The organism is Arthrobacter sp. RCC_34 (genome assembly GCF_041360795.1).
Lineage (GTDB): Bacteria > Actinomycetota > Actinomycetes > Actinomycetales > Micrococcaceae > Arthrobacter_E.
In genome coordinates this window covers 914,129-937,616 of record NZ_JBFUPW010000001.1, presented here as the reverse complement: position 1 = coordinate 937,616, position 23,488 = coordinate 914,129, and the positions used below count along the sequence as shown (strand labels likewise).

Annotated in this window: 26 protein-coding genes; 8 read left to right on the top strand and 18 right to left on the bottom strand. The window is 68.2% G+C overall.

Translation table 11 applies throughout. From position 1 onward, the window contains the following. Window positions 1-74: 74 nt before the first annotated feature. The 6 genes from aceE (at window position 75) to fabF (ending at window position 8,165) form a co-directional block, all read left to right on the top strand. Entirely contained in the window at window positions 75-2,813 is a 2,739-nt protein-coding gene (gene aceE / locus AB6732_RS04350; RefSeq protein ID WP_370958595.1) for a pyruvate dehydrogenase (acetyl-transferring), homodimeric type, read from the top strand. 212 nt (window positions 2,814-3,025) lie between these two features. Further along, window positions 3,026-4,255: a CdaR family transcriptional regulator gene (locus tag AB6732_RS04345; protein ID WP_066210684.1), complete on the top strand. Its 1,230-nt coding sequence runs from the start codon at window positions 3,026-3,028 to the stop codon at window positions 4,253-4,255. Between the two features lie 91 nt (window positions 4,256-4,346). After that, window positions 4,347-5,330, top strand: a complete 984-nt coding sequence (locus AB6732_RS04340; protein ID WP_370958593.1) for an ACP S-malonyltransferase — start codon at window positions 4,347-4,349, stop codon at window positions 5,328-5,330. Beyond that, entirely contained in the window at window positions 5,327-6,376 is a 1,050-nt protein-coding gene (locus AB6732_RS04335) for a beta-ketoacyl-ACP synthase III (RefSeq protein WP_370958591.1), read from the top strand. The genes AB6732_RS04340 and AB6732_RS04335 overlap by 4 nt, the downstream gene beginning before the upstream one ends. Window positions 6,377-6,475: 99 nt before the next feature. Beyond that, a complete protein-coding gene (locus AB6732_RS04330) occupies window positions 6,476-6,721 on the top strand; it encodes an acyl carrier protein (RefSeq protein ID WP_066210694.1) in 246 nt (81 codons plus the stop codon). Between the two features lie 205 nt (window positions 6,722-6,926). Then, window positions 6,927-8,165, top strand: coding sequence for a beta-ketoacyl-ACP synthase II (gene fabF, locus AB6732_RS04325; protein ID WP_307497302.1), 1,239 nt, complete (start codon window positions 6,927-6,929; stop codon window positions 8,163-8,165). Window positions 8,166-8,365: 200 nt separating this feature from the next. Here the strand turns inward: fabF and AB6732_RS04320 are convergent, their stop codons facing one another. From AB6732_RS04320 to rpsP, 15 genes are all read right to left on the bottom strand, one after another. Beyond that, the gene (locus tag AB6732_RS04320; RefSeq protein WP_066210699.1) at window positions 8,366-8,869 is read right to left on the bottom strand and encodes a DUF3145 domain-containing protein; all 504 of its coding nucleotides are present in this window, start codon (window positions 8,867-8,869) and stop codon (window positions 8,366-8,368) included. Between the two features lie 232 nt (window positions 8,870-9,101). Further along, window positions 9,102-10,025: a tyrosine recombinase XerC gene (locus AB6732_RS04315; protein ID WP_370958588.1), complete on the bottom strand. Its 924-nt coding sequence runs from the start codon at window positions 10,023-10,025 to the stop codon at window positions 9,102-9,104. A 129-nt stretch (window positions 10,026-10,154) separates the two neighbouring features. Next, the gene (dprA, locus tag AB6732_RS04310; RefSeq protein WP_370958586.1) at window positions 10,155-11,354 is read right to left on the bottom strand and encodes a DNA-processing protein DprA; all 1,200 of its coding nucleotides are present in this window, start codon (window positions 11,352-11,354) and stop codon (window positions 10,155-10,157) included. Continuing rightward, window positions 11,351-12,904, bottom strand: a complete 1,554-nt coding sequence (locus AB6732_RS04305; protein WP_370958584.1) for a YifB family Mg chelatase-like AAA ATPase — start codon at window positions 12,902-12,904, stop codon at window positions 11,351-11,353. The genes dprA and AB6732_RS04305 overlap by 4 nt, the downstream gene beginning before the upstream one ends. Beyond that, window positions 12,904-13,260 carry a YraN family protein gene (locus AB6732_RS04300; RefSeq protein WP_066211895.1) on the bottom strand — a complete coding sequence of 119 codons (357 nt, stop codon included), beginning with the start codon at window positions 13,258-13,260 and terminating at the stop codon, window positions 12,904-12,906. Before AB6732_RS04300 ends, AB6732_RS04305 begins: the two co-directional genes overlap by 1 nt. Before the next feature lie 145 nt (window positions 13,261-13,405). Continuing rightward, window positions 13,406-14,701 carry an MFS transporter gene (locus AB6732_RS04295; RefSeq protein WP_370958582.1) on the bottom strand — a complete coding sequence of 432 codons (1,296 nt, stop codon included), beginning with the start codon at window positions 14,699-14,701 and terminating at the stop codon, window positions 13,406-13,408. Window positions 14,702-14,722: 21 nt separating this feature from the next. Beyond that, a complete protein-coding gene (locus AB6732_RS04290; protein ID WP_066210710.1) occupies window positions 14,723-15,049 on the bottom strand; it encodes a DUF2469 domain-containing protein in 327 nt (108 codons plus the stop codon). Window positions 15,050-15,110: 61 nt separating this feature from the next. Further along, window positions 15,111-15,911, bottom strand: coding sequence for a ribonuclease HII (locus tag AB6732_RS04285; protein ID WP_370958580.1), 801 nt, complete (start codon window positions 15,909-15,911; stop codon window positions 15,111-15,113). Between the two features lie 3 nt (window positions 15,912-15,914). Further along, entirely contained in the window at window positions 15,915-16,733 is an 819-nt protein-coding gene (lepB, locus tag AB6732_RS04280) for a signal peptidase I (RefSeq protein ID WP_370958578.1), read from the bottom strand. 19 nt (window positions 16,734-16,752) lie between these two features. Next, on the bottom strand, window positions 16,753-17,409 hold the full coding sequence (lepB, locus tag AB6732_RS04275; RefSeq protein WP_370958576.1) for a signal peptidase I: 657 nt from the start codon (window positions 17,407-17,409) through the stop codon (window positions 16,753-16,755). A gap of 54 nt (window positions 17,410-17,463) precedes the next feature. Next, window positions 17,464-17,823 (bottom strand): 50S ribosomal protein L19, encoded by a 360-nt coding sequence (gene rplS / locus AB6732_RS04270; protein WP_370958574.1) that lies wholly within the window; start codon window positions 17,821-17,823, stop codon window positions 17,464-17,466. A 260-nt stretch (window positions 17,824-18,083) separates the two neighbouring features. Beyond that, complete coding sequence (gene trmD, locus AB6732_RS04265; protein ID WP_307497314.1) at window positions 18,084-18,893, bottom strand: tRNA (guanosine(37)-N1)-methyltransferase TrmD; 810 nt, start codon at window positions 18,891-18,893, stop codon at window positions 18,084-18,086. A 3-nt stretch (window positions 18,894-18,896) separates the two neighbouring features. After that, complete coding sequence (rimM, locus tag AB6732_RS04260; RefSeq protein ID WP_370958572.1) at window positions 18,897-19,445, bottom strand: ribosome maturation factor RimM; 549 nt, start codon at window positions 19,443-19,445, stop codon at window positions 18,897-18,899. Between the two features lie 153 nt (window positions 19,446-19,598). Continuing rightward, window positions 19,599-19,841, bottom strand: a complete 243-nt coding sequence (locus AB6732_RS04255) for an RNA-binding protein (RefSeq protein ID WP_307497316.1) — start codon at window positions 19,839-19,841, stop codon at window positions 19,599-19,601. Next, window positions 19,842-20,255, bottom strand: a complete 414-nt coding sequence (gene rpsP, locus AB6732_RS04250; RefSeq protein WP_066210725.1) for a 30S ribosomal protein S16 — start codon at window positions 20,253-20,255, stop codon at window positions 19,842-19,844. It abuts the gene before it with no gap. Window positions 20,256-20,549: 294 nt separating this feature from the next. On the opposite strand from rpsP, the gene AB6732_RS04245 reads away from it, so the two are divergent. Next, entirely contained in the window at window positions 20,550-20,915 is a 366-nt protein-coding gene (locus tag AB6732_RS04245; protein ID WP_370958569.1) for an ArsR/SmtB family transcription factor, read from the top strand. On the opposite strand, the gene AB6732_RS04240 is transcribed toward AB6732_RS04245, so the two are convergent. Then, the gene (locus tag AB6732_RS04240; RefSeq protein WP_370959624.1) at window positions 20,900-21,067 is read right to left on the bottom strand and encodes a hypothetical protein; all 168 of its coding nucleotides are present in this window, start codon (window positions 21,065-21,067) and stop codon (window positions 20,900-20,902) included. The genes AB6732_RS04245 and AB6732_RS04240 overlap by 16 nt on opposite strands. On the opposite strand from AB6732_RS04240, the gene AB6732_RS04235 reads away from it, so the two are divergent. Beyond that, window positions 21,050-21,982, top strand: coding sequence for a cation diffusion facilitator family transporter (locus AB6732_RS04235; protein WP_370959594.1), 933 nt, complete (start codon window positions 21,050-21,052; stop codon window positions 21,980-21,982). The genes AB6732_RS04240 and AB6732_RS04235 overlap by 18 nt on opposite strands. Window positions 21,983-22,066: 84 nt before the next feature. Here the strand turns inward: AB6732_RS04235 and AB6732_RS04230 are convergent, their stop codons facing one another. Next, window positions 22,067-22,513 (bottom strand): hypothetical protein, encoded by a 447-nt coding sequence (locus AB6732_RS04230; RefSeq protein ID WP_370958567.1) that lies wholly within the window; start codon window positions 22,511-22,513, stop codon window positions 22,067-22,069. Between the two features lie 73 nt (window positions 22,514-22,586). Next, window positions 22,587-23,465 carry a VOC family protein gene (locus AB6732_RS04225; protein ID WP_370958565.1) on the bottom strand — a complete coding sequence of 293 codons (879 nt, stop codon included), beginning with the start codon at window positions 23,463-23,465 and terminating at the stop codon, window positions 22,587-22,589. Between the last annotated feature and the right edge of the window lie 23 nt (window positions 23,466-23,488).

The window sequence follows — 23,488 nt, the reverse complement described above, 5'->3', positions numbered from 1 at the left end:
CCGGAAGCGATTTGCCGCGCGCGGTAGCCCCTGGATCAGCGAGGCGCCGCAGTTGCATCAAAGAGAGGTTTGACGTGGCTGCTGAAGAAATCACCCCTTCGATCCTGAGCGGTCTGACCGCCGGTGTCCCCGATGTGGATCCCGAGGAGACCAGCGAATGGGTTGAATCATTCGACGCGTTGGTCAAGGAGCAAGGCACGGAGCGCGCACGCTTCATCATGCGTTCCCTGCTCCAGCGTGCCGGCGCACAGTCCGTGGGCGTCCCCATGGTCACCACCACCGACTACGTGAACACCATCCCGGTGGACCAGGAGCCTGCCTTCCCGGGCAACGAGGAGCTCGAGCGCCGCTACCGCGCCTACATGCGGTGGAACGCCGCGATCATGGTGCACCGCGCACAGGACCCGCGGATCGGCGTCGGCGGCCACATCTCCACCTACGCAGGTGCCGCGACCCTCTACGAAGTCGGCTTCAACCACTTCTTCCGTGGCAAGGATCACCCCGGTGGCGGCGACCAGGTCTTCTTCCAGGGCCACGCCTCCCCCGGCATGTACGCCCGCGCCTTCATGGAAGGCCGCCTGAGCGAGGAAGACCTCAACGCCTTCCGCCAGGAGAAGTCCAAGGCTCCGCACGGCCTGTCCTCCTACCCGCACCCGCGCCTCATGCCGGAGTTCTGGGAGTTCCCGACCGTGTCCATGGGCATCGGCCCCATGAACGCCATCTACCAGGCACAATCCAACCGCTACCTGCACAACCGCGGCCTCAAGGACACGAGCGACCAGCACGTCTGGGCCTTCCTGGGTGACGGCGAGATGGACGAGCCGGAGAGCCGCGGCCTGCTGCAGCTCGCGGCCAACGAAGGCCTGGACAACCTGACCTTCGTGATCAACTGCAACCTCCAGCGCCTCGACGGACCCGTCCGCGGCAACGGCAAAATCATGCAGGAACTCGAGGCCTTCTTCCGCGGCGCCGGCTGGAACGTCATCAAGGTCGTCTGGGGCCGCGAGTGGGACGACCTGCTCGCCAAGGACCAGGACGGCTCGCTCGTCGACATCATGAACACCACGGTCGACGGCGACTACCAGACCTACAAGGCCGAGAACGGCGCCTTCGTGCGTGAGCACTTCTTCGGCCGCACCCCGCAGACCAAGGAACTCGTCGCGGACCTCACCGACGACCAGATCTGGAACCTCAAGCGCGGCGGCCACGACTACCGCAAGGTCTACGCGGCCTACAAGGCAGCGATGGAGTTCAAGGGCAAGCCCACGGTCATCCTGGCTCACACGGTCAAGGGCTACGGCCTCGGCACCCACTTCGAAGGCCGCAACGCGACCCACCAGATGAAGAAGCTGACCATGGAGGACCTGAAGGCCTTCCGCGATCACCTCCGCATCCCGGTCACGGATGAAGAGCTCGAGAAGGACCTCTACAACCCGCCGTACTACCACCCGGGCACCGACGCACCGGAGATCAAGTACATGATGGAGCGCCGCGCGGCCCTCGGCGGTTCGGTTCCCGAGCGCCGTGCCAAGCACGACGAACTCGTGCTGCCGGGTGACAAGGCCTACGAGGTCGCCTACAAGGGTTCGGGCAAGCAGAAGGCCGCCACCACGATGGCCTTCGTCCGTCTCCTGAAGGACCTCCTCCGCGACAAGGACTTCGGCAAGCACGTCGCCCTGATCGTGCCGGACGAGTCCCGCACCTTCGGCATGGACGCGTTCTTCCCGACCGCCAAGATCTACAACCCGAACGGCCAGAACTACCTGTCCGTGGACCGCGAGCTCGTCCTGGCGTACAAGGAAGCCGCGACCGGTCAGCTGATCCACCCGGGCATCAACGAGGCCGGCGCCGTCGCCGCGTTCACCGCCGCCGGCACGTCCTACGCGACCCACGGGGTCCCGCTCATCCCGATCTACGTGTTCTACTCGATGTTCGGTTTCCAGCGCACCGGCGACTCCTTCTGGGCCGCCGCGGACCAGATGACCCGTGGCTTCATCATTGGCGCCACCGCCGGCCGCACCACCTTGACGGGTGAAGGCCTTCAGCACGCGGACGGCCACTCGCCGATCCTGGCCGGCACCAACCCGGCCATCCGCAGCTACGACCCGGCCTTCGGCTACGAGATCGCCCACATCATGCGGGACGGCCTCGAACGCATGTACGGCCCGGACTCCGACGACCGGAACATCATGTACTACCTCACGGTGTACAACGAGCCGATCCACCAGCCGGCGCAGCCGGAGAACGTGGACGTCGAGGGCATCACCCGTGGCATCCACCACATCAGCTCCCCGAGCGTCGACGGCCCTCGCGCCAACGTGTTCGCCGCCGGTGTCTCCGTGCCGTGGGCCCTGGATGCCCAGCAGGTCCTCGCCGACGACTGGGGCGTCGCGGCCGACGTCTGGAGCGTCACGTCCTTCAACGAGCTGCGCCGCGACGGTGTGGCCGTGGACGAGCACAACCTGCTCAACCCGGAGGACCTTCAGACTCCGTACATCACGCAGAAGATGGCGGACAACCCCCACCCGGTGGTCGCCGTCTCGGACTACATGCGTGCCGTGCCGGACCAGATCCGCCAGTACCTCCCCAACCGCTTCACCGCCCTGGGCGCGGACGGCTTCGGCTTCTCCGACACCCGCCAGGCAGCCCGCCGCTTCTTCAAGAACGACACCCACTCGATCGTGGTCGCCGTTCTCCAGCAGCTGGCCGCCGAGGGCAAGGTCGACGCGACCGCGCCGCGCCAGGCGATCGAGAAGTACGACCTGAACAACGTGAACGCCGGAACCACGGGCGGCGCGGGCGGCGACGCCTGATCTCCGTCCCCCGACGTGACTGAACGCTGAGGCCCGCATCCGCACCGGATGCGGGCCTCAGCCGTCCCTGCGCACAGCGTCAGCCGCGCGCGACGACGGCGGGCGGGGCACGCCGTCGTCGTCACCGCGATCCTCACCGCGGTCATCACCCCAGGTGGGCCGCGGCCCAGTTGTAGCCTTCACACAAAGCACCTGGCACTAAGCTTCTTAGCATGACGCAGTCCGAAGGAAAGCCCTCGCCCACCCCGGCCGCCTCCGCGGACAAGGCGGAGACCCTGAAGAAGCTGCGCGCCAACGTCGGGCAGCTCTCGACCCGGACCACGCGGCAGCTCGAAGCCTCGCTCCCCTGGTACGCCCGGCTCAGCGCCGATGAGCGGTCCACGCTCGGCCTAGTGGCGCAGAACGGCATCGCGGCGTTCGTCACCTGGTACGAACGGCCCAGCTCCCCCGCCTGGATCTTGTCCGACGTCTTCGGCACGGCGCCGAGCGAGATGACCCGCGCCATCAGCCTGCAGAAGGCGCTCCAGCTCATCCGGATCGTGGTCGAGGTGGTCGAGGAACAGGTCCCCGTGCTCGCACCGGAGAAGGCTCAGCCCGAACTCCGCGAGGCGGTGCTCCGGTACTCCCGGGAGGTGGCCTTCGCCGCGGCCGATGTCTACGCCCGTGCCGCCGAATCCCGCGGTTCATGGGACACCCGCCTCGAAGCGCTCATCGTGGACGCGATCCTGCGCGGCGAGAACACGGACGCCCTCCGGTCCCGGATCGCGGCCCTCGGCTGGAAGGCCCAGGAGCGCTTCACGGTGGTCGTCGGCAAGACACCCCTCGAACCGAGCGCCAGCTACGTCAGCGAACTGCGGCGCACGGCCGGACGGTACGCCGACGACGCGCTCGTGGGCATCCAGGGCGACCGGCTCATCCTCGTGCTCGGCGGCCTGCATGACCGTGAGACCTCCCTCGCCAGACTGAGCGAGCTGTTCGCTCCCGGTCCCGTGGTGCACGGCCCCGAAGCCGCGTCCCTCACCGATGCCAGCCTGTCCGCGCAGGCGGCCTTCGCCGGGCTGACCGCTGCCCGCGCCTGGCCTGCGGCTCCCCGCCCTGTCGCCGCGGGCGACCTTCTGCCGGAACGTGTCATCTCCGGCGATGAGACCGCCCGCAGACAGCTCGTCGCGGGGATCTACCGGCCTCTCCTGGCGGCTTCGAACGGCCTGGTGGACACTCTGAGCAGCTACCTGGAGCTCGGGCACTCCCTCGAGGCGACGGCCCGCGAGCTCTTCGTCCACGCCAACACCGTGCGGTACCGGCTCAAGAGGGTCTGTGACGTGACCGGCTGGGACCCGCTGATCCCACGGGAGGCGTACGTGCTGCAGACCGCCCTGGCGGTCGGCCGGCTCGCTCCACCGCAGCGACCCGCGCACGACCGCCATGCAACGCGCCCACATTGACCCATTCTTGTAGACTTCCTACAAACAGGCCCCCTGAGCTTCGTTCAAGCAAACAGGCGGCAATGCCCCCTCGATTTGGAAAGCTGATTAAGTGCTAGCAATCGTCTGCCCCGGACAGGGCTCCCAGACCCCCGGTTTCCTCGCCCCCTGGCTGGAGGTCCCCGGCGTCGCCGAGCATCTGGCCGCCCTGAGCGAAGTGGCTCAGCTGGACCTGGCCACCCATGGAACCACCTCCGATGAGGAGACCATCAAGGACACCGCCGTCGCGCAGCCGCTCATCGTGGCCGCCGGTCTGGTCTCCGCGAAGGCCCTCTTCGACGTCGAGCTCTCGACCCTTCCCGTCACGCTCGCCGGTCACTCGGTGGGAGAGATCACCGCGACCGCTCTCGCAGGCGTCCTCAGCGAAGCCGACGCCATGCGCTTCGTGCGGGAGCGCGCGAACGGCATGGCAGAGGCCGCAGCCGTCACGCCGACCGGCATGAGCGCCGTCGTCGGCGGTGATCCCACCGAGGTTCTCGCCGCGATCGAAGCGTCCGGCGCCGCCCCCGCGAACGTCAACGGCGCCGGCCAGGTAGTGGCCGCGGGCACCTTCGAGCAGCTCGAAGCCCTCGCCGCCAACCCGCCGGCCAAGGCCCGCGTGATCCCGCTGAAGGTCGCGGGCGCGTTCCACACCACGCACATGGCCCCCGCCGTCGCAGCGCTGGACGTGCTGCAGCACGAGCTGGACATCCACGAGCCCCAGGTGCCGCTGCTCTCCAACTACGACGGCCAGCTCGTCGCCAACGGCAAGGCCGGCGTCGCCAGCCTGGTCGCCCAGGTCTCCCGCCCGGTCCGCTGGGATCTCTGCATGGAGACCCTGCTGGCACAGGGCGTGAAGGGCGTCATCGAGCTCTCCCCCGCCGGCACCCTCGCGGGTCTGGCGAAGCGCGGCATGCCGGGCATCAAGACGGTGGCCGTCAAGACTCCGGCCGACCTCGACGCCGCGCTGGCCCTCTTCGCCGAGGTCGAGCAGGATGCCGCTCCCGGCGGCTCCGGTCACCATGCGGCGGGGAACGGCGAGGGCGCACAGGCATGACCCCCGTCCTCCGGCAGAACGACGTCAGGGCAGGAACCCGCATCCACGGTGTGGGGGCCTTCCGCCCTGACGTCGTGGTGACCAATGACGACGTCTGCCAGTGGATCGATTCCTCCGACGAGTGGATCCGGCAGCGCACGGGCATCGTGACCCGGCGCCGCGCCTCTCAGGACGTGAGCGTCATCGACATGGCTGAGGGCGCCGCGCGCGACGCCCTCGCCAAGGCGGGCATCGAGGCGTCGTGTCTCGGGGCGGTCATCGTCTCCACGGTCTCGCACCCCTTCGCCACTCCGTCCGCCGCCACGGCACTGACTGAGCGCCTCGGCGCGACCCCGGCCCCCGCTTACGACGTCTCCGCCGCCTGCGCGGGGTACTGCTACGGCGTGGCCCAGGCGGACGCCCTGGTCCGGTCCGGCGCCGCCGAGTACGTTCTGGTGGTGGGCGCGGAGAAGCTTTCCGACCTCATCGACAACCACGAACGCACCATCTCCTTCCTGCTCGGCGACGGAGCCGGCGCCGTCGTCATCGGCCCGTCGGATGAGCCGGGCATCAGCCCGTCCATCTGGGGGTCCGACGGCAGCAAGTGGGGCGCCATCGGCATGACACACTCGCTCAACGACGTCCGCGGTCTGGAAAGCCTCGCCGCAGCGGGCGACGAGGATGCCGTCGTCGAGGCCGCCCGGAACATCTGGCCGACCATGCGCCAGGACGGCCCCACGGTCTTCCGGTGGGCGGTCTGGGAGATGGCCAAGGTGGCACAGTCCGCGCTCGACGCGGCCGGCGTCACCGCCGAAGATCTGAGCGCCTTCGTGCCGCACCAGGCGAACATGCGCATCATCGATGAGATGGTGAAGCAGCTCAAGCTTCCCGAGCACGTCAAGGTCGGGCGGGACATCGCCGATTCGGGCAACACGTCCGCGGCGTCCATCCCCCTGGCCATGCACCGCCTGCTCGAGGAGAACCCGGACCTCAGTGGCGGCCTCGCACTGCAGATCGGCTTCGGGGCCGGCCTGGTGTTCGGCGCACAGGTGGTCCGGCTCCCCTGAGCCACACGACTTCCCGACCACAACTTCACAACCACCGGTCAGCACAAGCTGGCCGTCAAGCCCCGGCAGCTGCCGGAACAACACAGAAAAGGAGCCGACATGGCTAGCAACGAAGAGATCCTGGCCGGCCTGGCTGAAATCGTCAACGAGGAGACCGGCCTGGCTCCCGAGGCTGTCGAGCTGGACAAGTCCTTCACCGAGGACCTGGACATCGACTCCATCTCCATGATGACCATCGTGGTGAACGCTGAGGAGAAGTTCGGCGTGCGCATCCCCGACGAAGAGGTCAAGAACCTCAAGACCGTCGCCGACGCCGTGAACTTCATCGCGAACGCCCAGGCCTGATCGCCTGCTGCCGGAGCTGACCATCCCGGGATGACCTCATCCCGGGATGGCGCTCCCTGGCACGGCCGGCCGTCGTGCCTCTCCTTGAGAGGACACCACTGCCCGCCCTGCCCGTGCCGGACGCCGTCCCAGGAGGCGTCCACCACGGCACTCCCCTGAACCTGACGCCCTACAGGGCAGACCCTAGATCACTTGGAGAGTGACGATGCCTCGCAAAGTTGTCATCACCGGCCTCGGTGCCACCACGCCCATCGGTGGCGACGTCCCCACTCTGTGGAAGAACGCCCTCAAGGGCGTCTCCGGCGCGCGCACCCTCGAGGACGAGTGGGTCAGCACCTACGAGCTCCCCGTCACTTTCGCAGCCCGCTGCTCCGAACCGGCGTCTGAAAAGCTCAGCCGCGTCGAGATGAAGCGCATGGATCCGTCCACCCAGTTCGGCGTGGTCGCGGCCCGTGAGGCCTGGGCCGACTCCGGCATCGAGGACATGGACAAGGACCGCCTCGGCGTGGCCTTCGCCACCGGCATCGGCGGCGTCTGGACTCTGCTGGACGCCTGGGACACGCTCAAGGAGCGCGGTCCCCGCCGTGTGCTGCCCATGACCGTGCCGATGCTCATGCCCAACGGCGTGGCCGCGGCCGTGAGCCTGGACCTCGGCGCCCGCGCCGGCGCCCACACCCCCGTTTCCGCCTGCGCCTCCGGCACCGAGGCCCTGCACCTGGGCCTGGACCTGATCCGCTCCGGCAAGGCCGATGTGGTCATGTGCGGTGGTGCGGAAGCCGCCATCCACCCGATGCCGATCGCGGCGTTCGCGTCCATGCAGGCCCTGTCCCGCCGGAACGACGACCCGCAGCACGCTTCCCGCCCGTACGACGTGAACCGTGACGGCTTCGTCATGGGTGAAGGCGCCGGTGCCCTGGTGCTCGAGGCCGAGGAGCACGCCCTGGCCCGTGGCGCCCGCATCTACGGCGAGCTGGCCGGCACCTCGGTCACCGCCGACGCCTACCACATCACGGCTCCGGACCCCGAGGGTCTCGGCGCCACCCGTGCCCTGAAGGCCGCGATGTTCGACGGGCGTATCCAGCCCGAGGACGTCGTGCACGTGAATGCTCACGCAACCTCCACCCCGGTGGGCGACAAGCCCGAGTACACGGCTCTCCGGGCCGCTCTGGGCACCCATGTGGACGACGTGGCGGTCTCCGCCACCAAGTCCCAGATGGGTCACCTCCTGGGCGCCTCCGGTGCCGTGGAAGCCGTGCTGACGACCCTGGCCGTCTACGAGCGCAAGGCCCCGGTCACGATCAACCTGGAGAACCAGGACCCGGAGATCCCGCTGGACGTGGTCACCAAGACCGCCCGCGAGCTCCCCGCCGGTGACATCGTGGCGCTGAGCAACTCGTTCGGCTTCGGCGGCCACAACGCCGTGATCGCGGTCCGTAACTACTGATCCGCACGCAGCTGCATTAACGACGACGGCGCCACTCACCTCACGGTGAGGGGCGCCGTTTTCGTTGGTGTGGGTTTTCCGCTGCCGCGACTGCGCCGCGGACGGCCTCGTGGCGGGGACAGCCCGGCGATGCGTGCACCGAGGCGGGCCAAAGGCGTGGAGGACGGCCCGTCCCCGGATCCTGCTGTTGTGAGGGGCGGTCAGCCCACCTGGTGAAGCCAGCGGACGTTGGAACCTTCGGAGGCGTGACGGAACGGCTCCAGTTCCTCATCCCAGGCTTCGCCGAGGGCGAGCGAGAGCTCGTGGTAGACGGCGGCGGGGTCCCCGGCGCCGGCTTCGTAGGCGAAGCGGATGCGGTCTTCGGAGACCATGATGTTGCCGTGGGCGTCAGTGACGGCGTGGAAGATGCCGAGTTCCGGGGTGTGGGACCAGCGGCCTCCATCGGTTCCGGGAGAGGCTTCTTCGGTCACTTCGTAGCGGAGGTGGGTCCAGCCGCGGAGGGTGGAAGCGAGCTGGATCGCGGTCCCGGGGGCACCGGTCCAGGCCAGTTCAGCCCGGAACATTCCAGGCGCGGCAGGCTGAGCCACCCACTCCAGGGTGGCCGAATCGTCCAGCAGCGATGCGACAGCCCACTCGACGTGGGGGCACAACGCAGCTGGGGCGGAGTGCACGAACAGCACTCCCCGAGTCATTGCAACAGACATCCCATCCTCCTTAGCCGTAGGTACGTCTTCCCCAACGCCCTCGACTCCGTGAAGTCCGGTGATTCCTGTTTCGCCTTCTTGCAGGCTCTTGAGTTGTCTGTGGCCTTGCGGCACCGGCCGATGGTTCAAGCACTACTTGAACCCCGGCGCTGGTTCTTATTGTGCCGTAGGCGGGTGATTTGTGCCAGTGGCAGAGTCGCCCGAGCCGCACGCGTCTTCAGGCATGCGGTTTTCAGGCCCGCGGGTGCGCCTGGCGGTAACTGTCCCTGAGCCGTTCGACGGAGACGTGGGTGTACAGCTGCGTCGTCGCCGGGGTGCTATGGCCCAGGAGTTCCTGGACGGCCCGGAGTTCCGCGCCGCCGTCCAGGAGGTGGGTGGCGGCCGTGTGGCGGAGTGCATGGGGTCCGGTGGCCGCGGTGTCGCCCAGAGTCGCGAAGCGGTCCGCCACGAGGCTACGGATCTGCCGCGGATCCACCCGGCCGCCTCGCGCACCGAGGAAGAGCGCAGGACCACTCGACGCCGTGGCGAGCGCAGGCCGTCCCCGCCGCAACCAGTCGACGATCGCGCGGGAGGCAGGAACACCGAAGGGGACGGTGCGCTCCTTGTCGCCCTTGCCGAGGACCCGGAGCGTTCGGCGTTCCAGGTCCACGTCGTCCACGTCGAGGCCCACGAGCTCCCCCACGCGGATGCCCGACGCATACAGTGTCTCGACCACGGCGAGGTTACGCAGTGCGACAGGATCGGCCTCCTGCGCCGCGGCCTGCAGGTCCTGGAGCACTTTGTCCATCTGTGCCCGGCGGAGCACGGTGGGCAGACCGGAAGTCTTCTTCGGCGACCGCAGACGGAGCGTGGGGTCCTGCGTGATCCCGCCTTCGCGGAGGAGCCACGCGAAGAACGTCCTGGCGCTGGCCGCATGCCGCGCCAGGGTGGCCCGCGCCATCCCTCGGGCCGAATGATCCGCCAACCACTCGCGGAGGAGATGGAGGTCCACGTCATCCCACGATGCGGCTCCGGCTTTCGCCGCGAATTCCTGCAATTGACGGACGTCCGTGAGGTACGCCCGGAGGGTGTTCCCGGACCGGCCCCGCTCGCCCGTGAGGTACCGGGCATATTCTTCCCGGACGTTGTCCTGGAAGGGGGCTGGTTTCTGTGGCACCTCTCCACTCTGCCGCCCTCGTGGACCAGGATCAAGCCCGGAGGGGAACGTGCAGGACAGGTAGCGCCCGATCTGCCACGGGTGAGTCTGCCCTGGCCGGATCGGGCAGCCAACCTCCCCACGAACCTCTCATGCAGATCTCCTCGTCGTCCCTCGGCGCCAGAGAAGGCCCACGGACTCCGCCAGTCCCAGCACCTGGAGGCGTCCCAACCCCGCACGGACTGCCAGCAGACTGAGGCCGGCGACCACGCACAGCTTCTCCGGCGGAACCGGCGTTCTCAAGGGCAGGGCGTCCAAGAGAACCAGGTCCTCCAAGGACAGCCCGTCCTGAATCGCCGCCTCCGCCCGATCCTGAACGCCGCCGCTCGGATCCGGCTCCCCTCCCAGCAGTTCGAGGACTTCCTGAACGTCGGTGACGAGGACCGCCCCGCCGTCGCGCAGAAGACGGTGACAACCGGCACTGTTCGCCGATAGCACCGATCCGGGAACGGCAGCCACGGGTCGGCCCAGGGCCTCCGCGTGGTGAGCCGTGTTCAGGGCTCCGGAACGCCACCGGGCCTCGACCACGACTGTCGCTCCGGCGAACGCCGCGATCATCCTGTTCCTCTGAAGAAACCTGTACCGGGTGGGCGCCGCTCCGGGAGGCACCTCCGCGACCACCAGCCCGCGGCGAGCGACCGTCCGCAGGAGCTCGTCATTGCCGCTCGGGTAGAAGCGATCCAGACCTCCCGCCATGAAAGCGACGGTCGGAGCCCGGCCTCCGCCCGGATCGGCACCGGTCAAGGCCGCACGGTGCGCGTGCGCATCGATCCCGTAGGCTCCGCCGGACACGACCGTGAACCCACGACGGGCCAGCCCATGCGCGAGGTCGGCGCTGACCGTGGCTCCGTAGGCCGTCGAGTCACGCGACCCCACCACGGCCACTGCATGCCCGGCATCCGGGAGCAGTGAGGGGTTCCCCCGGTACCAGAGCCCGAGCGGAGCCTGAAGGCCCAGGTCCGAGAGCTGCTGGGGCCAGTGCTCGTCCGACGGGATCAGGAAGCCGCCCCCGAGCCGTTGCAGGACCATCAGGTCGCGCTCGGGCGCCAGGGAAGGCACTCGGGGCCGCCACCGGGAGAAGGCCGCTCCGAGTCCCTTCCACGACGTGTTGCCTCCCTCCTCAGCCAGCAGTTCGTGGAGTGATTGCTCCAGGCCCGGATCCGGTTCTCCTCCGGACGTGATGACGGCGAGCGCATCGTCCGGCCCCAGGACTGCGACCAGGGCGAGTCCCACCGCGTCCTGCGGCTCGAACAGCCGGGTGAGGGACGCACGGGCGAGAAGTTCGCTCATGCCGCCGCCTCCGGCGACCTCAGGGCGAGGGCGAGCCCCACGTGGTCGCTGCTCGGCATCGTCTCGCCGGCCAGATCGGCCAGCGTCCAGGCCAGACGCAGAACTCGGTCGTAGCCGCGGGCGCTGAGAGAACCCCGATCCATCGCCGCATCAAGAATGCGCGTCGTAGCGCGATCTGGCCGTAGGCTGCCTCGCAGGATCTTTCCCGGGACCATCGAGTTGGTCTCCAGGCCGAAACGTCCGAGGCGCTCCTTCTGCGCCTGTCGTGCCCGGCGGACCCGGTCCCGGACCACAGCGGTGTCCTCGTTCTCCCCTTGCGAGTCCAGGTCCAGTCGGCTGATCTTCTGAACGCCCAACTGAATGTCGACGCGGTCGAGAAGTGGCCCCGAAAGCCGCCCGAAGTAGCGTCGACGAGCCAGCGGGGTGCACGTGCATTCCAGTCCCTTGCCGCTCGCTTTCCCGCACGGGCAGGGGTTCGCCGCCAGGAGCAGCTGGAAACGCGAGGGGTAGGACGCGGATCCTCCGGCCCGATGGATCATGAGTTTCCCGTGTTCCAGGGGCTGCCGCAGCGCGTCCAGGACCCGTCGTTCGTATTCCGGAGCCTCGTCCAGGAACAGCACCCCGCGATGTGCTCGCGACGCGGCGCCAGGCCTGGGCAAACCGGCTCCCCCTCCGACGATGGCGGCGCACGTGGCCGTGTGATGGGGATTCTCGAAGGGCGGCTGCCGGATGAGCTCGGTGCGCACCTCGCCCTGGGTGGCCAGCGAGTGGATGCTGGTCACTTCCAGCGCGGCCTCGTCGTCCAGAGGCGGCAGAAGTCCGGGCAGGCGTTCGGCCAGCATCGTCTTTCCCGCTCCCGGTGGGCCGACCATGAGCATGTGATGTGCCCCGGCCGCGGCGACCTCCAGCGCGAAACGTGCCTCGTGCTGTCCGGCGACATCCGCCAGATTCGGCACAGGAACCGGGAGCTCCACGGTCTCCCCCTTGCCCTCGGAATCAGCCGGATCGAAATCCAGGTTCAGCTCCTTCGGATCGGCGCCGAAGTCGAACACCAGCCGGGCGAAGGTCCGATACGAGGAGACCTTCGCACCAGGCACCAAGCACGCTTCAGCAGCGTTCCCCTGAGCCACGACCACCCGCGGATGACCGGCCTTCACCGCAGCCGCCACCGCCGGCAACACGCCACGCACCGGACGAAGCCGACCATCCAGCCCCAGCTCCGCCAGAAACACCACGCCCTCCGTGCCTCGGATTTCACCGTTCGCAGCGACTGCTGACACAGCAATGGCCAAGTCAAACCCCGAACCGCGCTTCGGCAAGGACGCCGGGAACAGATTCACCGTGATCTTCCGACGGCTGAGCGGAATCCCGGAATTCGCAGCGCAGGCCCGGATCCGCTCCCGGGACTCCGACAGCGCAGCATCCGGCAAGCCGAGAATGACGAACCCCGGAAGCGAGTTCCCGATATCGGCCTCGACCTCCACCACCCGGCCCTCCAAGCCGTTGAGCGCCACGGACAGGGACCTCCCAACCCCGTTCCGGCCCGCCATCAGCCGATCCCTTTCAGGTGCTCGATGACCGGCTCCTCACCACGCACGGCGATGACGGCGATCGCATCCAGCCTGCGGCGCGGAAGGCGCAGCCCTCGCTCCCTGATCCAGCGGCACGCCAGAAGATGCAACCGCGCAAGCTTCGGCGGAGTCACCGCCTCAAAGGGATGCCCATAGTCCAGGCTGCTTCTGGTCTTGACCTCGGCCACCACCAGGGTGTCGCCGTCGACGGCCACGATGTCCAGCTCGCCCGCAGCGCACCGCCAGTTCTGCTCCACCACCCGGATACCCTGGTCCTCCAGGAAATCCGCGGCAAGCTCCTCGCCCCGCTGCCCGAGCACGTCCTTCGCTCTCATGTCCCTCACCTCCACACCCAGTCTCAAGGCGCGGAACAAAACGCCAGAGGGGTGGATCAGCCTATGTGGACAAACGCGGAAGCACACCGTCCCCAAGGCACCGTGGGCGGCTCACGAAGCCACCGAACCTCTTGGGAAGAACCGCTCACTTCTCCCGTATGGAGGCGGCAGCCTCAGGCTCGGGCTCCTCCCTGTCCCGGCCTCGGACCAACAGCAGCGCCCCGCCGAGCACCGTCACTCCGCCACCGAGGCACACAGCCCAGGGAACCAGGAGCCCGCCGGCCCCGGGAAGAGCGAACAGCAGCGACACCACGACGGCGGCCGCGAGCGAGCTGAGCGCCGCGACGCCCGCCGTTGTCGAGACAACCCGGCCCGTAAGCTCCGGCGGTGCGGCCTCCAGGAGGATCGGCGACTGCACGACGGCGTAGAGGCTGAACAGGAATCCGCTCGCGAACATGAGCCCGAAGGACACGCCGTGGTCCGGCGTCCACGCCAGTAGCGCGTAACTGATCCCCAGCGCGCCGAGGCTCGCGGCGAAGAGCCGATGGAGGTCACAGCGGTTCACCAGCCGGTGAGCGGCCACCGCGCCCACGAAACCGCCCACCCCGAACAGGGATGAGCCGACCCCGTAGTCGATGAGTGTGCCGCCCTTGGTGTCCACCCACAGCAGGACCAGGGCCACGTTGTTGACGCCCAGCGGCACGCCGTACAGCACCGATCCGAGCAGTACGACCCGGAGCCGGCGCACCGTCCACGTGACCTTCCAGCCCTCCACCAGAGCCTCGAGGAAGCCTGGCCGGGCGCTCGGGGGCAGACCGTCGCCGCGACCGCCCCGGGGGAATCCGGCGAACGCCAGCGCCGCGCCCACGGCGAACAGCCCGGTGATGAGAAGTAGACAGACTTCGAGCCCCGCGAGGCTGAAGGCGAAGGGCCCCAGCGACGCCGACACGATGCTCAGCGCGGTGAGCACGGTCATCGAGAGGCTGGACGCGGATCCCCGCAGCTCCTGTGGCACGAAAAGCTGCACGGCCTTGGCACGGGCCGCCGCGAACAGCTGATTCGCGGTGGAACAGGCGACGACCAGAACGAAGAGGACCACCGCCACGACCGGCGCCTCAGCCCGGCCCAGATAAGCACTGCCTACGGCGACCACGGCGAGTCCGGCGCGTGCCGCCGTCGAAATCTTCAGCGAGAGCGCGGCGCCCAGGGAATCCGACCAGACGCCCATCACGGCCGTACCGAAGATCCTCGGGATCGTGGACAGCACCACATAGGACCCGAGGAGCAGGGAGCGAACGCCCGGATCGGCAGCCGTCGCGGCGACGATCCAGCAATACACGACGGATTCCAGGAGGAACTCCGCGAAGACGGACGCCGACATCACCTGCAAGAGGCGTCGGAACTCCGGAATCCGCAGGACGGAACCGCGCGCGTCACTCACGTCGGCCCGCCCACGGGGAAATCAGTTGCCCAGATCTTCGGGCTGCGGCAGTCCCAGGTCATCGTTGCGGGGCAGTTCCTCGACATTGACGTCCTTGAACGTGATGACGCGGACATTCTTGACGAAGCGGGCCGTGCGGTAGACGTCCCAGACCCAGGCGTCGGTGAGCTTCAGGTCGAAATAGACCTCACCATCGGCACTGCGCGCCTGCAGATCCACGTGGTTCGCCAGATAGAAGCGCCGTTCGGTTTCCACGACGTAGCTGAAAAGCCCCACCACATCCCGGTACTCCCGGTACAGCTGGAGTTCCATCTCCGTCTCGTAGTTTTCAAGATCCTCGGCACTCATGCCTCCATCTTCCCCCAGGTGGGACGCGAGTGCACACCGGCTCGTGGGCGGGCCGTCAGACTCAGAGGAGTTTCCAGCTCCGGCGGTGATGATCGCACGGCCCGAGCTGGCGGATCGCGTCCTTGTGCGCGGCGGTGCCGTATCCCTTGTTGACGTCCCAGCCGAACGCCGGGTGCTCCTCGGCCAGCGCGGCCATGATGGCGTCGCGCTCGACCTTGGCCAGGATGCTGGCCGCTGCCACGCCCTGACAGTCCATGTCCGCCTTGATGCGCATGGTCACGGGGATGTCGCGGATGTCGACGGCGGTGGTCACGCTCCCCGGTGCCGGTGCCCCGGCGGCCGCCACGGACTGCGCGGACGCGACGACGGCGGCGCCCCCACCGCGCGGGCCCGCCGCGCCGTCGTCGGCCGGGAGAGCCGTGGTCGCCAAGGCGTCACCGGCAGGAGCGAGCAGGTCGAAAAGAGACTCCTCCGGCCTCTGGAGCCAGTTGTGCTTGCCGTCCAGTAGGACGGCGTCCGCCCGGCCCCCAGCGGCCACCACGCCCTGCCAGGCACGCTGCGCGGCGAGGGCCAGGGCTTCCACGATCCCGAAGGAGTCGATCTCGGCCGCTTCGGCGTGCCCGACGGCGCAAAACGCGGCCCACTCCCGGACGACGGGCGCGAGTTCCTCCCGGCGCGCCGCCTTGAGCAGCTTGGAGTCCCGCACGTCCGGCAGCTCCACGAGGGCCGTGAGGTCGAGCACGGTCAGCCCCACGCTCACCGGTCCGGCCAGGGCGCCGCGTCCCACCTCATCGAGGCAGGCGAGGTACCGGACGGACGGCCCGGCCAGCGACCGTTCCATGTCGAGGGTGGGGGCAGGCATCGGCTACTCCCCCGAGTGCGTCGTGCCCGCGGCCGCGCCCTGATCCGGGCGGCTGTCCTCAGCCGCCTTGGACGGGGCGGGGACGTCCTTGAACACGTCAGGGTAGTTGTCCAGCACGGACATGCGGTTCAGCGGCAGCACGATCACCGCGGCACGGCCCTGGACGTCCTTGATATCGACGAATCCGCTGCCCGGACCGGCCACGTGAGAACGGGAGTCGGCCGAGTCGTTCCGGTTGTCCCCCATGACCCAGATCTTGCCCTCGGGCACGACCACGTCGAAGGGCTTCACCACAGGGGTGCTGTCCGGGTTGATGTACTTCTCGTTCAGGCTCGCGCCGTTGATCTGGATCCGCCCCTGGGCGTCACAGCAGACCACGTGGTCGCCGGGCAGGCCGATGAGCCGCTTGACCAGGTACTGCTTGGTGTCGTCCGGCTGGAGACCGAGGAAGACCAGGACGTCCCCCACCCAGGCGAGCGGCCCGCGGTTCTCCACCGGGGCGGGCGGCAGCCAGCCCTTGGTGTCGCGGAAGACCACCACGTCGCCCCGTTCCAGGGCGATCGGATTGGGCACCAGGCGGTTCACGAAGATCCGGTCATCGACTTCGAGGGTGTGGACCATCGAGGGGCTCGGCACGAAGAAGGCCTGGAACAGGAACGTCTTGATGAGGAAGGACAGCAGCACCGCGGCGGCGACGATGCCACCGATCTCTTTGACGAAGGACAGCAGCGGGTGGTCCTTCTTCCGTTGCTGTGCGCGGCTCTTGCGATCCTGCGGAGCCTCTTCAGGCTGGGGTTCCGGTTCGGGAAGGTGTGCTCCCAATGCCGTCCTTCCGGTCAGGTCACGGGCCAGTTGCCGGTGACGGAATCTGTCCAAATCTATCAAGAGGCCACACGATGCTCTCCGCCCGTCCGATGACACGGTCGAGCGCGATCATGCCGCCGCCCGGGGCCCCGAGCAGCGACCGTGAGTCGCGGGACACGGAGCGGTGATCGCCCATGACCCACAGACGATCCTCCGGCACTTTCACGTCGAACGTGAAGTCACTCGCCGTGTCTCCAGGAAACAGATAGCTTTCCTGCAGGGGCTTCCCGTTCACTTCGAGTTTCCCGTCCACGGTGCAGCAGCGCACCCGGTCCCCGCCCACGCCGATGACGCGCTTCACATACACGGTGTCGTGCCCGATCACGCCGAGCCACTGCCCGATCGACGTGAACGCGTCGATCACGGGCCCCCGCCCGCTCTCCGCCGGGTCCAGTGAGCCCCGCCCATCGAAGACGACGAGGTCGCCACGCTGCGGCACGCTGCGCTGGAAGGCCGTGCGGGACACGGCGATCCGGTCCCCCTCCTGCAGCAGCGGCTCCATGGAGGCGGAGGGGATGTAATACACATCCACCCACAGGGCGCGGACGCAGGAGACCAGGAGGATGGCGAGAACCACCCCGGAAGCGACAAAACGCCAGCCCCGCAGAGGGTTCTGGCGTTTTGTCGTCTTCATGCGAAGGAAAATCCCAGGAGCGTCCTGCCGGAGCGGAGACGCAGACCTGAAGACTTACTTGGAGTTGCTGAAGTCGCGCTTTTCCTTGATCTTCGCAGCCTTGCCGCGGAGCTTGCGCATGTAGTACAGCTTGGCGCGGCGCACGTCACCACGGGTGACGAGCTCGATCTTCTCGATGATCGGGGAGTGCACCGGGAAGGTACGCTCCACGCCGACACCGAAGGAGACCTTGCGGACCGTGAAGGTCTCGCGCACGCCGGCGCCCTGACGACCCATGACGAAGCCCTGGAAGACCTGAACACGGCTGTTCTTGCCTTCGATGATGTTGACGTGCACCTTGAGGGTGTCGCCGGGGCGGAAGTCGGGGACATCGTTGCGCAGCGACGCTGCATCGATGGAATCGAGGATGTTCATATCCATACTCCTGGCGGGCGCCACAGGTCATCCGCTTGGGTAGCCAGCCCCGCGACGGCCGGAGCCGGGCACGGTGCTGAAGTTGCAAGCCGCGGTTCCCTTGTGGGTTCCGCGGTGGTCCTCTTGTTGACGGCACACCCCCTGTGGCAGGCGGCAGCCCAATGGACACCAAGAATCAATTTTGCCACAGCCACGGGGGCGAGGCCAATCCGCTGGCCGGCGAGGGAAGCGTTCCCCTGCCGGTGTCAGCGCGCGGCGCGTCAGGCTCCGGCGTCGCCGCTCTCGGGACGGCGCACCAGCCGGCCGCCGACGACGTCGTATCCCAGCGCCGAGAACGCCTCGCGGTCCGCGCGGGGCAGCTTCGCCGCGTCGAAGTCCGCGAGCAGGTCCGGCCGGCGCTCGGCCGTCCGGGCGTACTGCTGGTGACGGCGCCACTGGGCGATCTTGCCGTGGTTCCCGGACAGCAGGACTTCGGGGACCTCGTGGTCCCGCCAGGAGGAGGGCTTGGTGTAGACGGGGTACTCGAGGAGGCCGTCGGAGTGCGACTCCTCCACGAGGGACTCGGCGTTCCCCACCACACCGGGCACCAGCCGGCCGATCGCCTCGACCATGGCCATGACGGCCACCTCACCGCCGTTCAGAACGTAGTCGCCCAGGCTGACGGGCCGGACGTCGAAGTGCTCCTGCGCCCAGTCGATCACGCGCTCATCGATGCCTTCGTACCGCCCGCAGGCGAAGACCAGCTGCGGCTCCTCGGCCAGCTCGTACGCCATCGCCTGGGTGAAGCGCGCGCCAGCGGGAGACGGAACGATCAGGACCGGCTTGCCCTCCCGCGTCCCCTCCACCGGCAGGACCGATTCGAGCGCCTGGGCCCACGGCTCGGGCTTCATGACCATCCCGGCGCCGCCGCCGTAGGGGGTGTCATCCACGGTGCGGTGCCGGTCGGTCGTGAAGTCGCGGAGGTCGTGGACCTCGAGCGACAGGAGGCCGTCCTGGCGGGCCTTGCCGAGCAGCGAAAGCCCCAGCGGTTGCAGGTACTCCGGGAAGATGCTGATGACGTCGATGCGCATGGGTCAGGCCTCGTCGCCGGACGGGGCGGAGCCCTCCTGCTCGGCGTTCAGTTCCAGCAGTCCCGGCGGCGGGGTGAGCAGGACGTAACCCTCTTCAGGGTCGATCTCGGGAACGATCTCGTCTACGAACGGGATCAGCACGTCCCGGCCGTCGACGGTGCGGATGACCAGAAGGTCCTGCACGGGCATGGTGCGGAGTTCGACGACGGTGCCGACCTTCTCGTCACCCACACGGACCTCCAGGCCGAGCAGTTCGTGCTCGTACCAGCCTTCGTCCTCACCGTCGTCCTCGAGTTCGTCACTGTCCACGAACAGGTAGGTGCCACGGAGTTCCTCGGCACGGTTGCGGTCCCGCACAGCGTCGAAGCCGAGCAGGAGCGTGCCCTTGTTCCAGCGCGCGCTGGTCACGGTGAGCGGGCCGTTGGCCGCGGGCTCGGTCACGAACTCGGCGCCGGGCGCGAAACGCCCTTCGGGATCGTCCGTGAACAGTTCGACGGTGACTTCCCCACGGATGCCGTGCGGCCTGCCCAAGCGTGCAACCTGGAGCTGCATGTTCCACCTACCAATTCATGTCTGTCGATGGCGCCGGGAGCGCCGGGTTTACACCGTGAAGGTCTTCTGAGGATGTCATCTGACGGGAACGGCCCCTCCACCACGAGGGCGGAGGGGCCGTTCCGGCTTTAGCCTTGTCTTCGCAGGCCGGTTCTAACGACGGCGTTCGCCGTCGACGACGTCCACGCGGATGGGGCCACCCTCGGAGAGGGCACCCACCACCGTGCGGAGCGCGCGTGCCGTACGGCCCTGACGGCCGATGACTCGGCCCAGGTCGTCGTCGTTCACACGAACCTCGAGGCTCTCACCGCGGCGGCCGTTCTTGGCGGCGACGGAGACATCCTCGGGGCTGTCCACGATGCCGCGGACCAAGTGCTCAAGAACCTCGGGAAGCAACTACTCAGCCTCGGTGGTCTCGGCGGCTTCCTCGGAAGCCTCCTCAGCCTTCTTGGCCTTCGGGGTGATGGCTTCCGGCATGACGACGGAGTCGGTGGACGGAGCCACGAACGCCGGCTTGGCTTCCTTGGTCTTCAGGGTGCCCTCGGCGCCCGGGAGACCCTTGAACTTCTGCCAGTCACCGGTGATCTTGAGGAGGTTCAGAACCTGCTCGGTCGGCTGAGCGCCAACGGACAGCCAGTACTGAGCACGCTCGGAGTCGACCTCGATGTAGGAGGGCTGCTCGGTGGGGTGGTACTTGCCGATCTCCTCGATGGCACGGCCATCGCGGCGGGTGCGGGAATCCGCAACGACGATACGGTAGTACGGTGCGCGCATCTTGCCGAAGCGCTTAAGGCGAATCTTAACGGCCACTGTTGTGGTCACTCCTGTTTCTGAAACGGGGTTGAACCCAGCGTTCTGCTCCCGTGGGGCGGGCCATACTGGAGGGTTCGAAAGGAACATGATCATGCACGGGAAGAGGGGCCACGCAGATCAGGTACCCGTCCATTATGCCAGAGACGGCCAAGGGTGCCTAATGCGCCGCGCAGCGCACTGAACCGTCGGGGCCCGACGCCGGACATCGAGCCAGGCAGCGTCGGCGGGCTCCGCGCGCACTCCCCTCCCCTTCCACGAGACCCCGCGTTGCCATCGTGCAATAATCTGCGTATGGACGCAGATAAGCAGATATGCGGAATGGATCCCGACGGTCAGTACGTGGAACTCGCCGTGGAGGTCTTCACCCTGCTCGCGGATGCCACCCGGGTGCGGATCATTCTGGCCCTGCGACGCGAGGAGGAACTCTCCGTCAATCACCTCGCCGAGCTGGTGGGCAAGTCCCCCGCCGCAGTCTCACAGCATCTGGCCAAGCTGCGGATGGCCCGGATCGTCGCCACCCGTCAGGAAGGACAGCGGGTGTTCTACCGGCTCGAGAACGAGCACGCCTCCCAGCTCGTCTCCGACGCGATCTTCCAGGCGGAGCACTCCCTCGGCGGCCTCCCGCGCCACCACCACACCGGTCAGGGCGAGGCATGACGAAGGACGAGCACGCGCACGGACACGCGCACGACGCCGGACATCAGCACGGCCACGGAGCGCACGGGCACTCCCACGATCACGGCCATGACCATGGCCATGACCATGGCCATGGCCACGCGCACTCCTCCGGTCTGAGGGGCTTCCTTCACGGGCTCTTCGTCCCGCATTCCCACGACACGTCAGACTCGATCGATGACGCCCTTGAAGCGCATTCGGAAGGCATCCGGGCTCTGAAACTGAGCCTCGTCATCATGCTGCTCACCACGGCCGCCCAAGCCGGAGTGGTGGCCTTCTCGGGTTCGGTGGCACTGCTGGCCGACACCATCCACAATCTGTCCGACGCTCTGACGGCGGTACCGCTGTGGATCGCCTTCGTGCTCTCCCGCCGGGCCGCAACCCGGCGCTACACCTACGGCTTCGGCAGATCGGAGGATCTGGCCGGGCTGTTCATCGTGCTCATGATCGCCCTCTCCTCCGTGGTCGCCGCCTGGGAGGCCGTGGACCGGATCATCACGCCACGCCCGGTGCAGAACATCGGCTGGGTGATCGCTGCCGGCGTCATCGGCTTCCTCGGCAATGAGGCGGTGGCGGTCTACCGCATCCGGGTCGGACGGCGGATCGGTTCCGCGGCACTGGTCGCCGACGGCGTGCATGCCCGCACGGATGGCTTCACGTCACTCGCCGTGGTCCTCGGCGGCATTGGAGTCCTGCTCGGCTTCCCGCTCGCGGATCCCCTGATCGGGCTGCTGATCTCGATCATGATCGCCGTGCTGCTCATCGGCACCGTACGCTCCGTGGGTCGCAGGCTCATGGACGGCATCGAACCGGAACTCGTGGACCGCGCCGAGCACGCCCTCGAACACGTCGCGGGAATCGAGGCGGTCGAGCGCGTGCGCCTCCGCTGGGTCGGTCACCGTCTGCACGGCGACGCCGTCGTCCACACCTCGGCCCTCACGCTCGCCGAGGCCGATCTGGTCGCGGAAGACGCCAAGAAATCCCTGAAACGGCACTTGCCCAAACTGGACGAGGTGACGGTGCGGGTCACCGCGACCGGCCCGTCCTGAGCCGGATTCGCCGGCTTCCCGGCAACAGAAAGGCGCGTGGGCGCCGGCCTCTCCAGGCCGGCGCCCACGCGCCTTTCGCGAGCCTCAGGCCGAGTACAAGTACAGCCGGTTCCGGGAGGAGGAATCGGTCCTGCCGGCGAGCGCGGACAGGGCGAGCAGGTACTGCTGCGCCTCACCGGCCGCGAACGGCACGTCCTCGTCAGCCGCCCACTGGACCGCCACGGACTGGAGCGCCGGGTCGTCGCCGTCGCTCTGGTAGCCGGGCAGTTCCTCCAGGACGCGGACGGCGGAGGCCGGGAAGGCGTACAGCTCGTCGACGGCGATGTCCGCCATCTCGAGTTCCTGTTCACCCTGGGTGTGCACGGCCTGCGCCGCCAAGGAGCACAGCTGCTCGACCTCGAAATCACTGATGCCGGGGATCCGGAGTGCCGACCCGTCGGGAGCCGCACCCCCGGACAAAGCCTTGGCCCGCTGAAGGGCCTCCTGGTGAGTGGCGATGAAGACCTCTACGAAAGCGTTCGACTGGCTCATGACATCCTCGGGTTCGTCGGTGGCGCTGGGGGTTCCCGGTTCTCCAGGACGACTGGAGCCGGATGGCTTCAGGCTATCCCACCGCGACGCGCACCTGGTTGCGCCACGGGTCTTCGAAGCGCAATTCCGCACCGGTGTGGTGGTGACCCACCCCGGCGACCCGCAGGCGGTCGGCGAGCGCCGCGACGTCGTCGTCCGCGGGGACGTGGAGGAGCACCTCGCCGAGCCCCAGCGTGTCCTTGCGCGGACCTGCGCCGCGGCTGTTCCAGACGTTCATGGCCATGTGGTGGTGGTAGCCGCCGGCCGAGACGAAGAGCGCGCTGTTCCCGATCTCGGCGGTGCGCTCGAAGCCCAGCGTGTCCACGTAGAAGCGCGCGGCGGTGGGGACATCGCCCACCTGCAGATGCACATGCCCGACGTCGGCACGCGCGTGCCGCTGCTGCTGCAGTGCCGCTTCACTCAGGTGCTCGCCAAGGTAGCCGTTGGGGTCCAGGGGCAGCGAGTCCATGACGACGGTGCTCCCGTCCCAGGACCACTCGCTGCGCGGGCGGTCGTAGTACAGCTCGATGCCGTTGCCCTCAGGGTCGCCGAAGTAGAACGCCTGACTGACCAGGTGGTCGGCGCTGCCCTGGAAGAGCCGGGCGTCATAGGACGCGGCGGTGGCCAGGGTGGCGGCGAGGGACGCCTGATCCTCGAAGAGGAGCGCCGTGTGGAAGAGGCCGGCCTCTCCCCGGCCCGGCAGCTGCAGTCCGGCGGCCGGCTCCAGGTGGACGAGGGCGGAGTCGCCGCGGCCGAGGTAGAGGCCGCCGTCCTGCTCCGCGACGACTTCCAGGCCGAGCGCGCGCTGGTAGTAGTCGCTCATGAGGTTCATGTCGGCGACCTTGAGCATGACGGTCCCCATGCTCAGATCTGCGGGGAGGAGGTCCTGGGAGTGCGGGAGCGAAGTGTTCATACCTCTTAAATTACTTGAAGCTT

What these genes read in the sequence shown, in the direction of transcription:
- AB6732_RS04345 (WP_066210684.1), top strand. Translation starts at nt 3,026, where the DNA reads ATGACGCAGTCCGAAGGAAAGCCCTCGCCCACCCCGGCCGCCTCCGCG.
- AB6732_RS04335 (WP_370958591.1), top strand. Translation starts at nt 5,327, where the DNA reads ATGACCCCCGTCCTCCGGCAGAACGACGTCAGGGCAGGAACCCGCATC.
- AB6732_RS04330 (WP_066210694.1), top strand. Translation starts at nt 6,476, where the DNA reads ATGGCTAGCAACGAAGAGATCCTGGCCGGCCTGGCTGAAATCGTCAAC.
- fabF (WP_307497302.1), top strand. Translation starts at nt 6,927, where the DNA reads ATGCCTCGCAAAGTTGTCATCACCGGCCTCGGTGCCACCACGCCCATC.
- AB6732_RS04320 (WP_066210699.1), bottom strand. Translation starts at nt 8,869, where the DNA reads ATGTCTGTTGCAATGACTCGGGGAGTGCTGTTCGTGCACTCCGCCCCA.
- dprA (WP_370958586.1), bottom strand. Translation starts at nt 11,354, where the DNA reads ATGAGCGAACTTCTCGCCCGTGCGTCCCTCACCCGGCTGTTCGAGCCG.
- AB6732_RS04305 (WP_370958584.1), bottom strand. Translation starts at nt 12,904, where the DNA reads ATGGCGGGCCGGAACGGGGTTGGGAGGTCCCTGTCCGTGGCGCTCAAC.
- AB6732_RS04300 (WP_066211895.1), bottom strand. Translation starts at nt 13,260, where the DNA reads ATGAGAGCGAAGGACGTGCTCGGGCAGCGGGGCGAGGAGCTTGCCGCG.
- AB6732_RS04290 (WP_066210710.1), bottom strand. Translation starts at nt 15,049, where the DNA reads ATGAGTGCCGAGGATCTTGAAAACTACGAGACGGAGATGGAACTCCAG.
- AB6732_RS04285 (WP_370958580.1), bottom strand. Translation starts at nt 15,911, where the DNA reads ATGCCTGCCCCCACCCTCGACATGGAACGGTCGCTGGCCGGGCCGTCC.
- lepB (WP_370958576.1), bottom strand. Translation starts at nt 17,409, where the DNA reads ATGAAGACGACAAAACGCCAGAACCCTCTGCGGGGCTGGCGTTTTGTC.
- rplS (WP_370958574.1), bottom strand. Translation starts at nt 17,823, where the DNA reads ATGAACATCCTCGATTCCATCGATGCAGCGTCGCTGCGCAACGATGTC.
- trmD (WP_307497314.1), bottom strand. Translation starts at nt 18,893, where the DNA reads ATGCGCATCGACGTCATCAGCATCTTCCCGGAGTACCTGCAACCGCTG.
- rimM (WP_370958572.1), bottom strand. Translation starts at nt 19,445, where the DNA reads ATGCAGCTCCAGGTTGCACGCTTGGGCAGGCCGCACGGCATCCGTGGG.
- AB6732_RS04245 (WP_370958569.1), top strand. Translation starts at nt 20,550, where the DNA reads ATGGACGCAGATAAGCAGATATGCGGAATGGATCCCGACGGTCAGTAC.
- AB6732_RS04230 (WP_370958567.1), bottom strand. Translation starts at nt 22,513, where the DNA reads ATGAGCCAGTCGAACGCTTTCGTAGAGGTCTTCATCGCCACTCACCAG.
- AB6732_RS04225 (WP_370958565.1), bottom strand. Translation starts at nt 23,465, where the DNA reads ATGAACACTTCGCTCCCGCACTCCCAGGACCTCCTCCCCGCAGATCTG.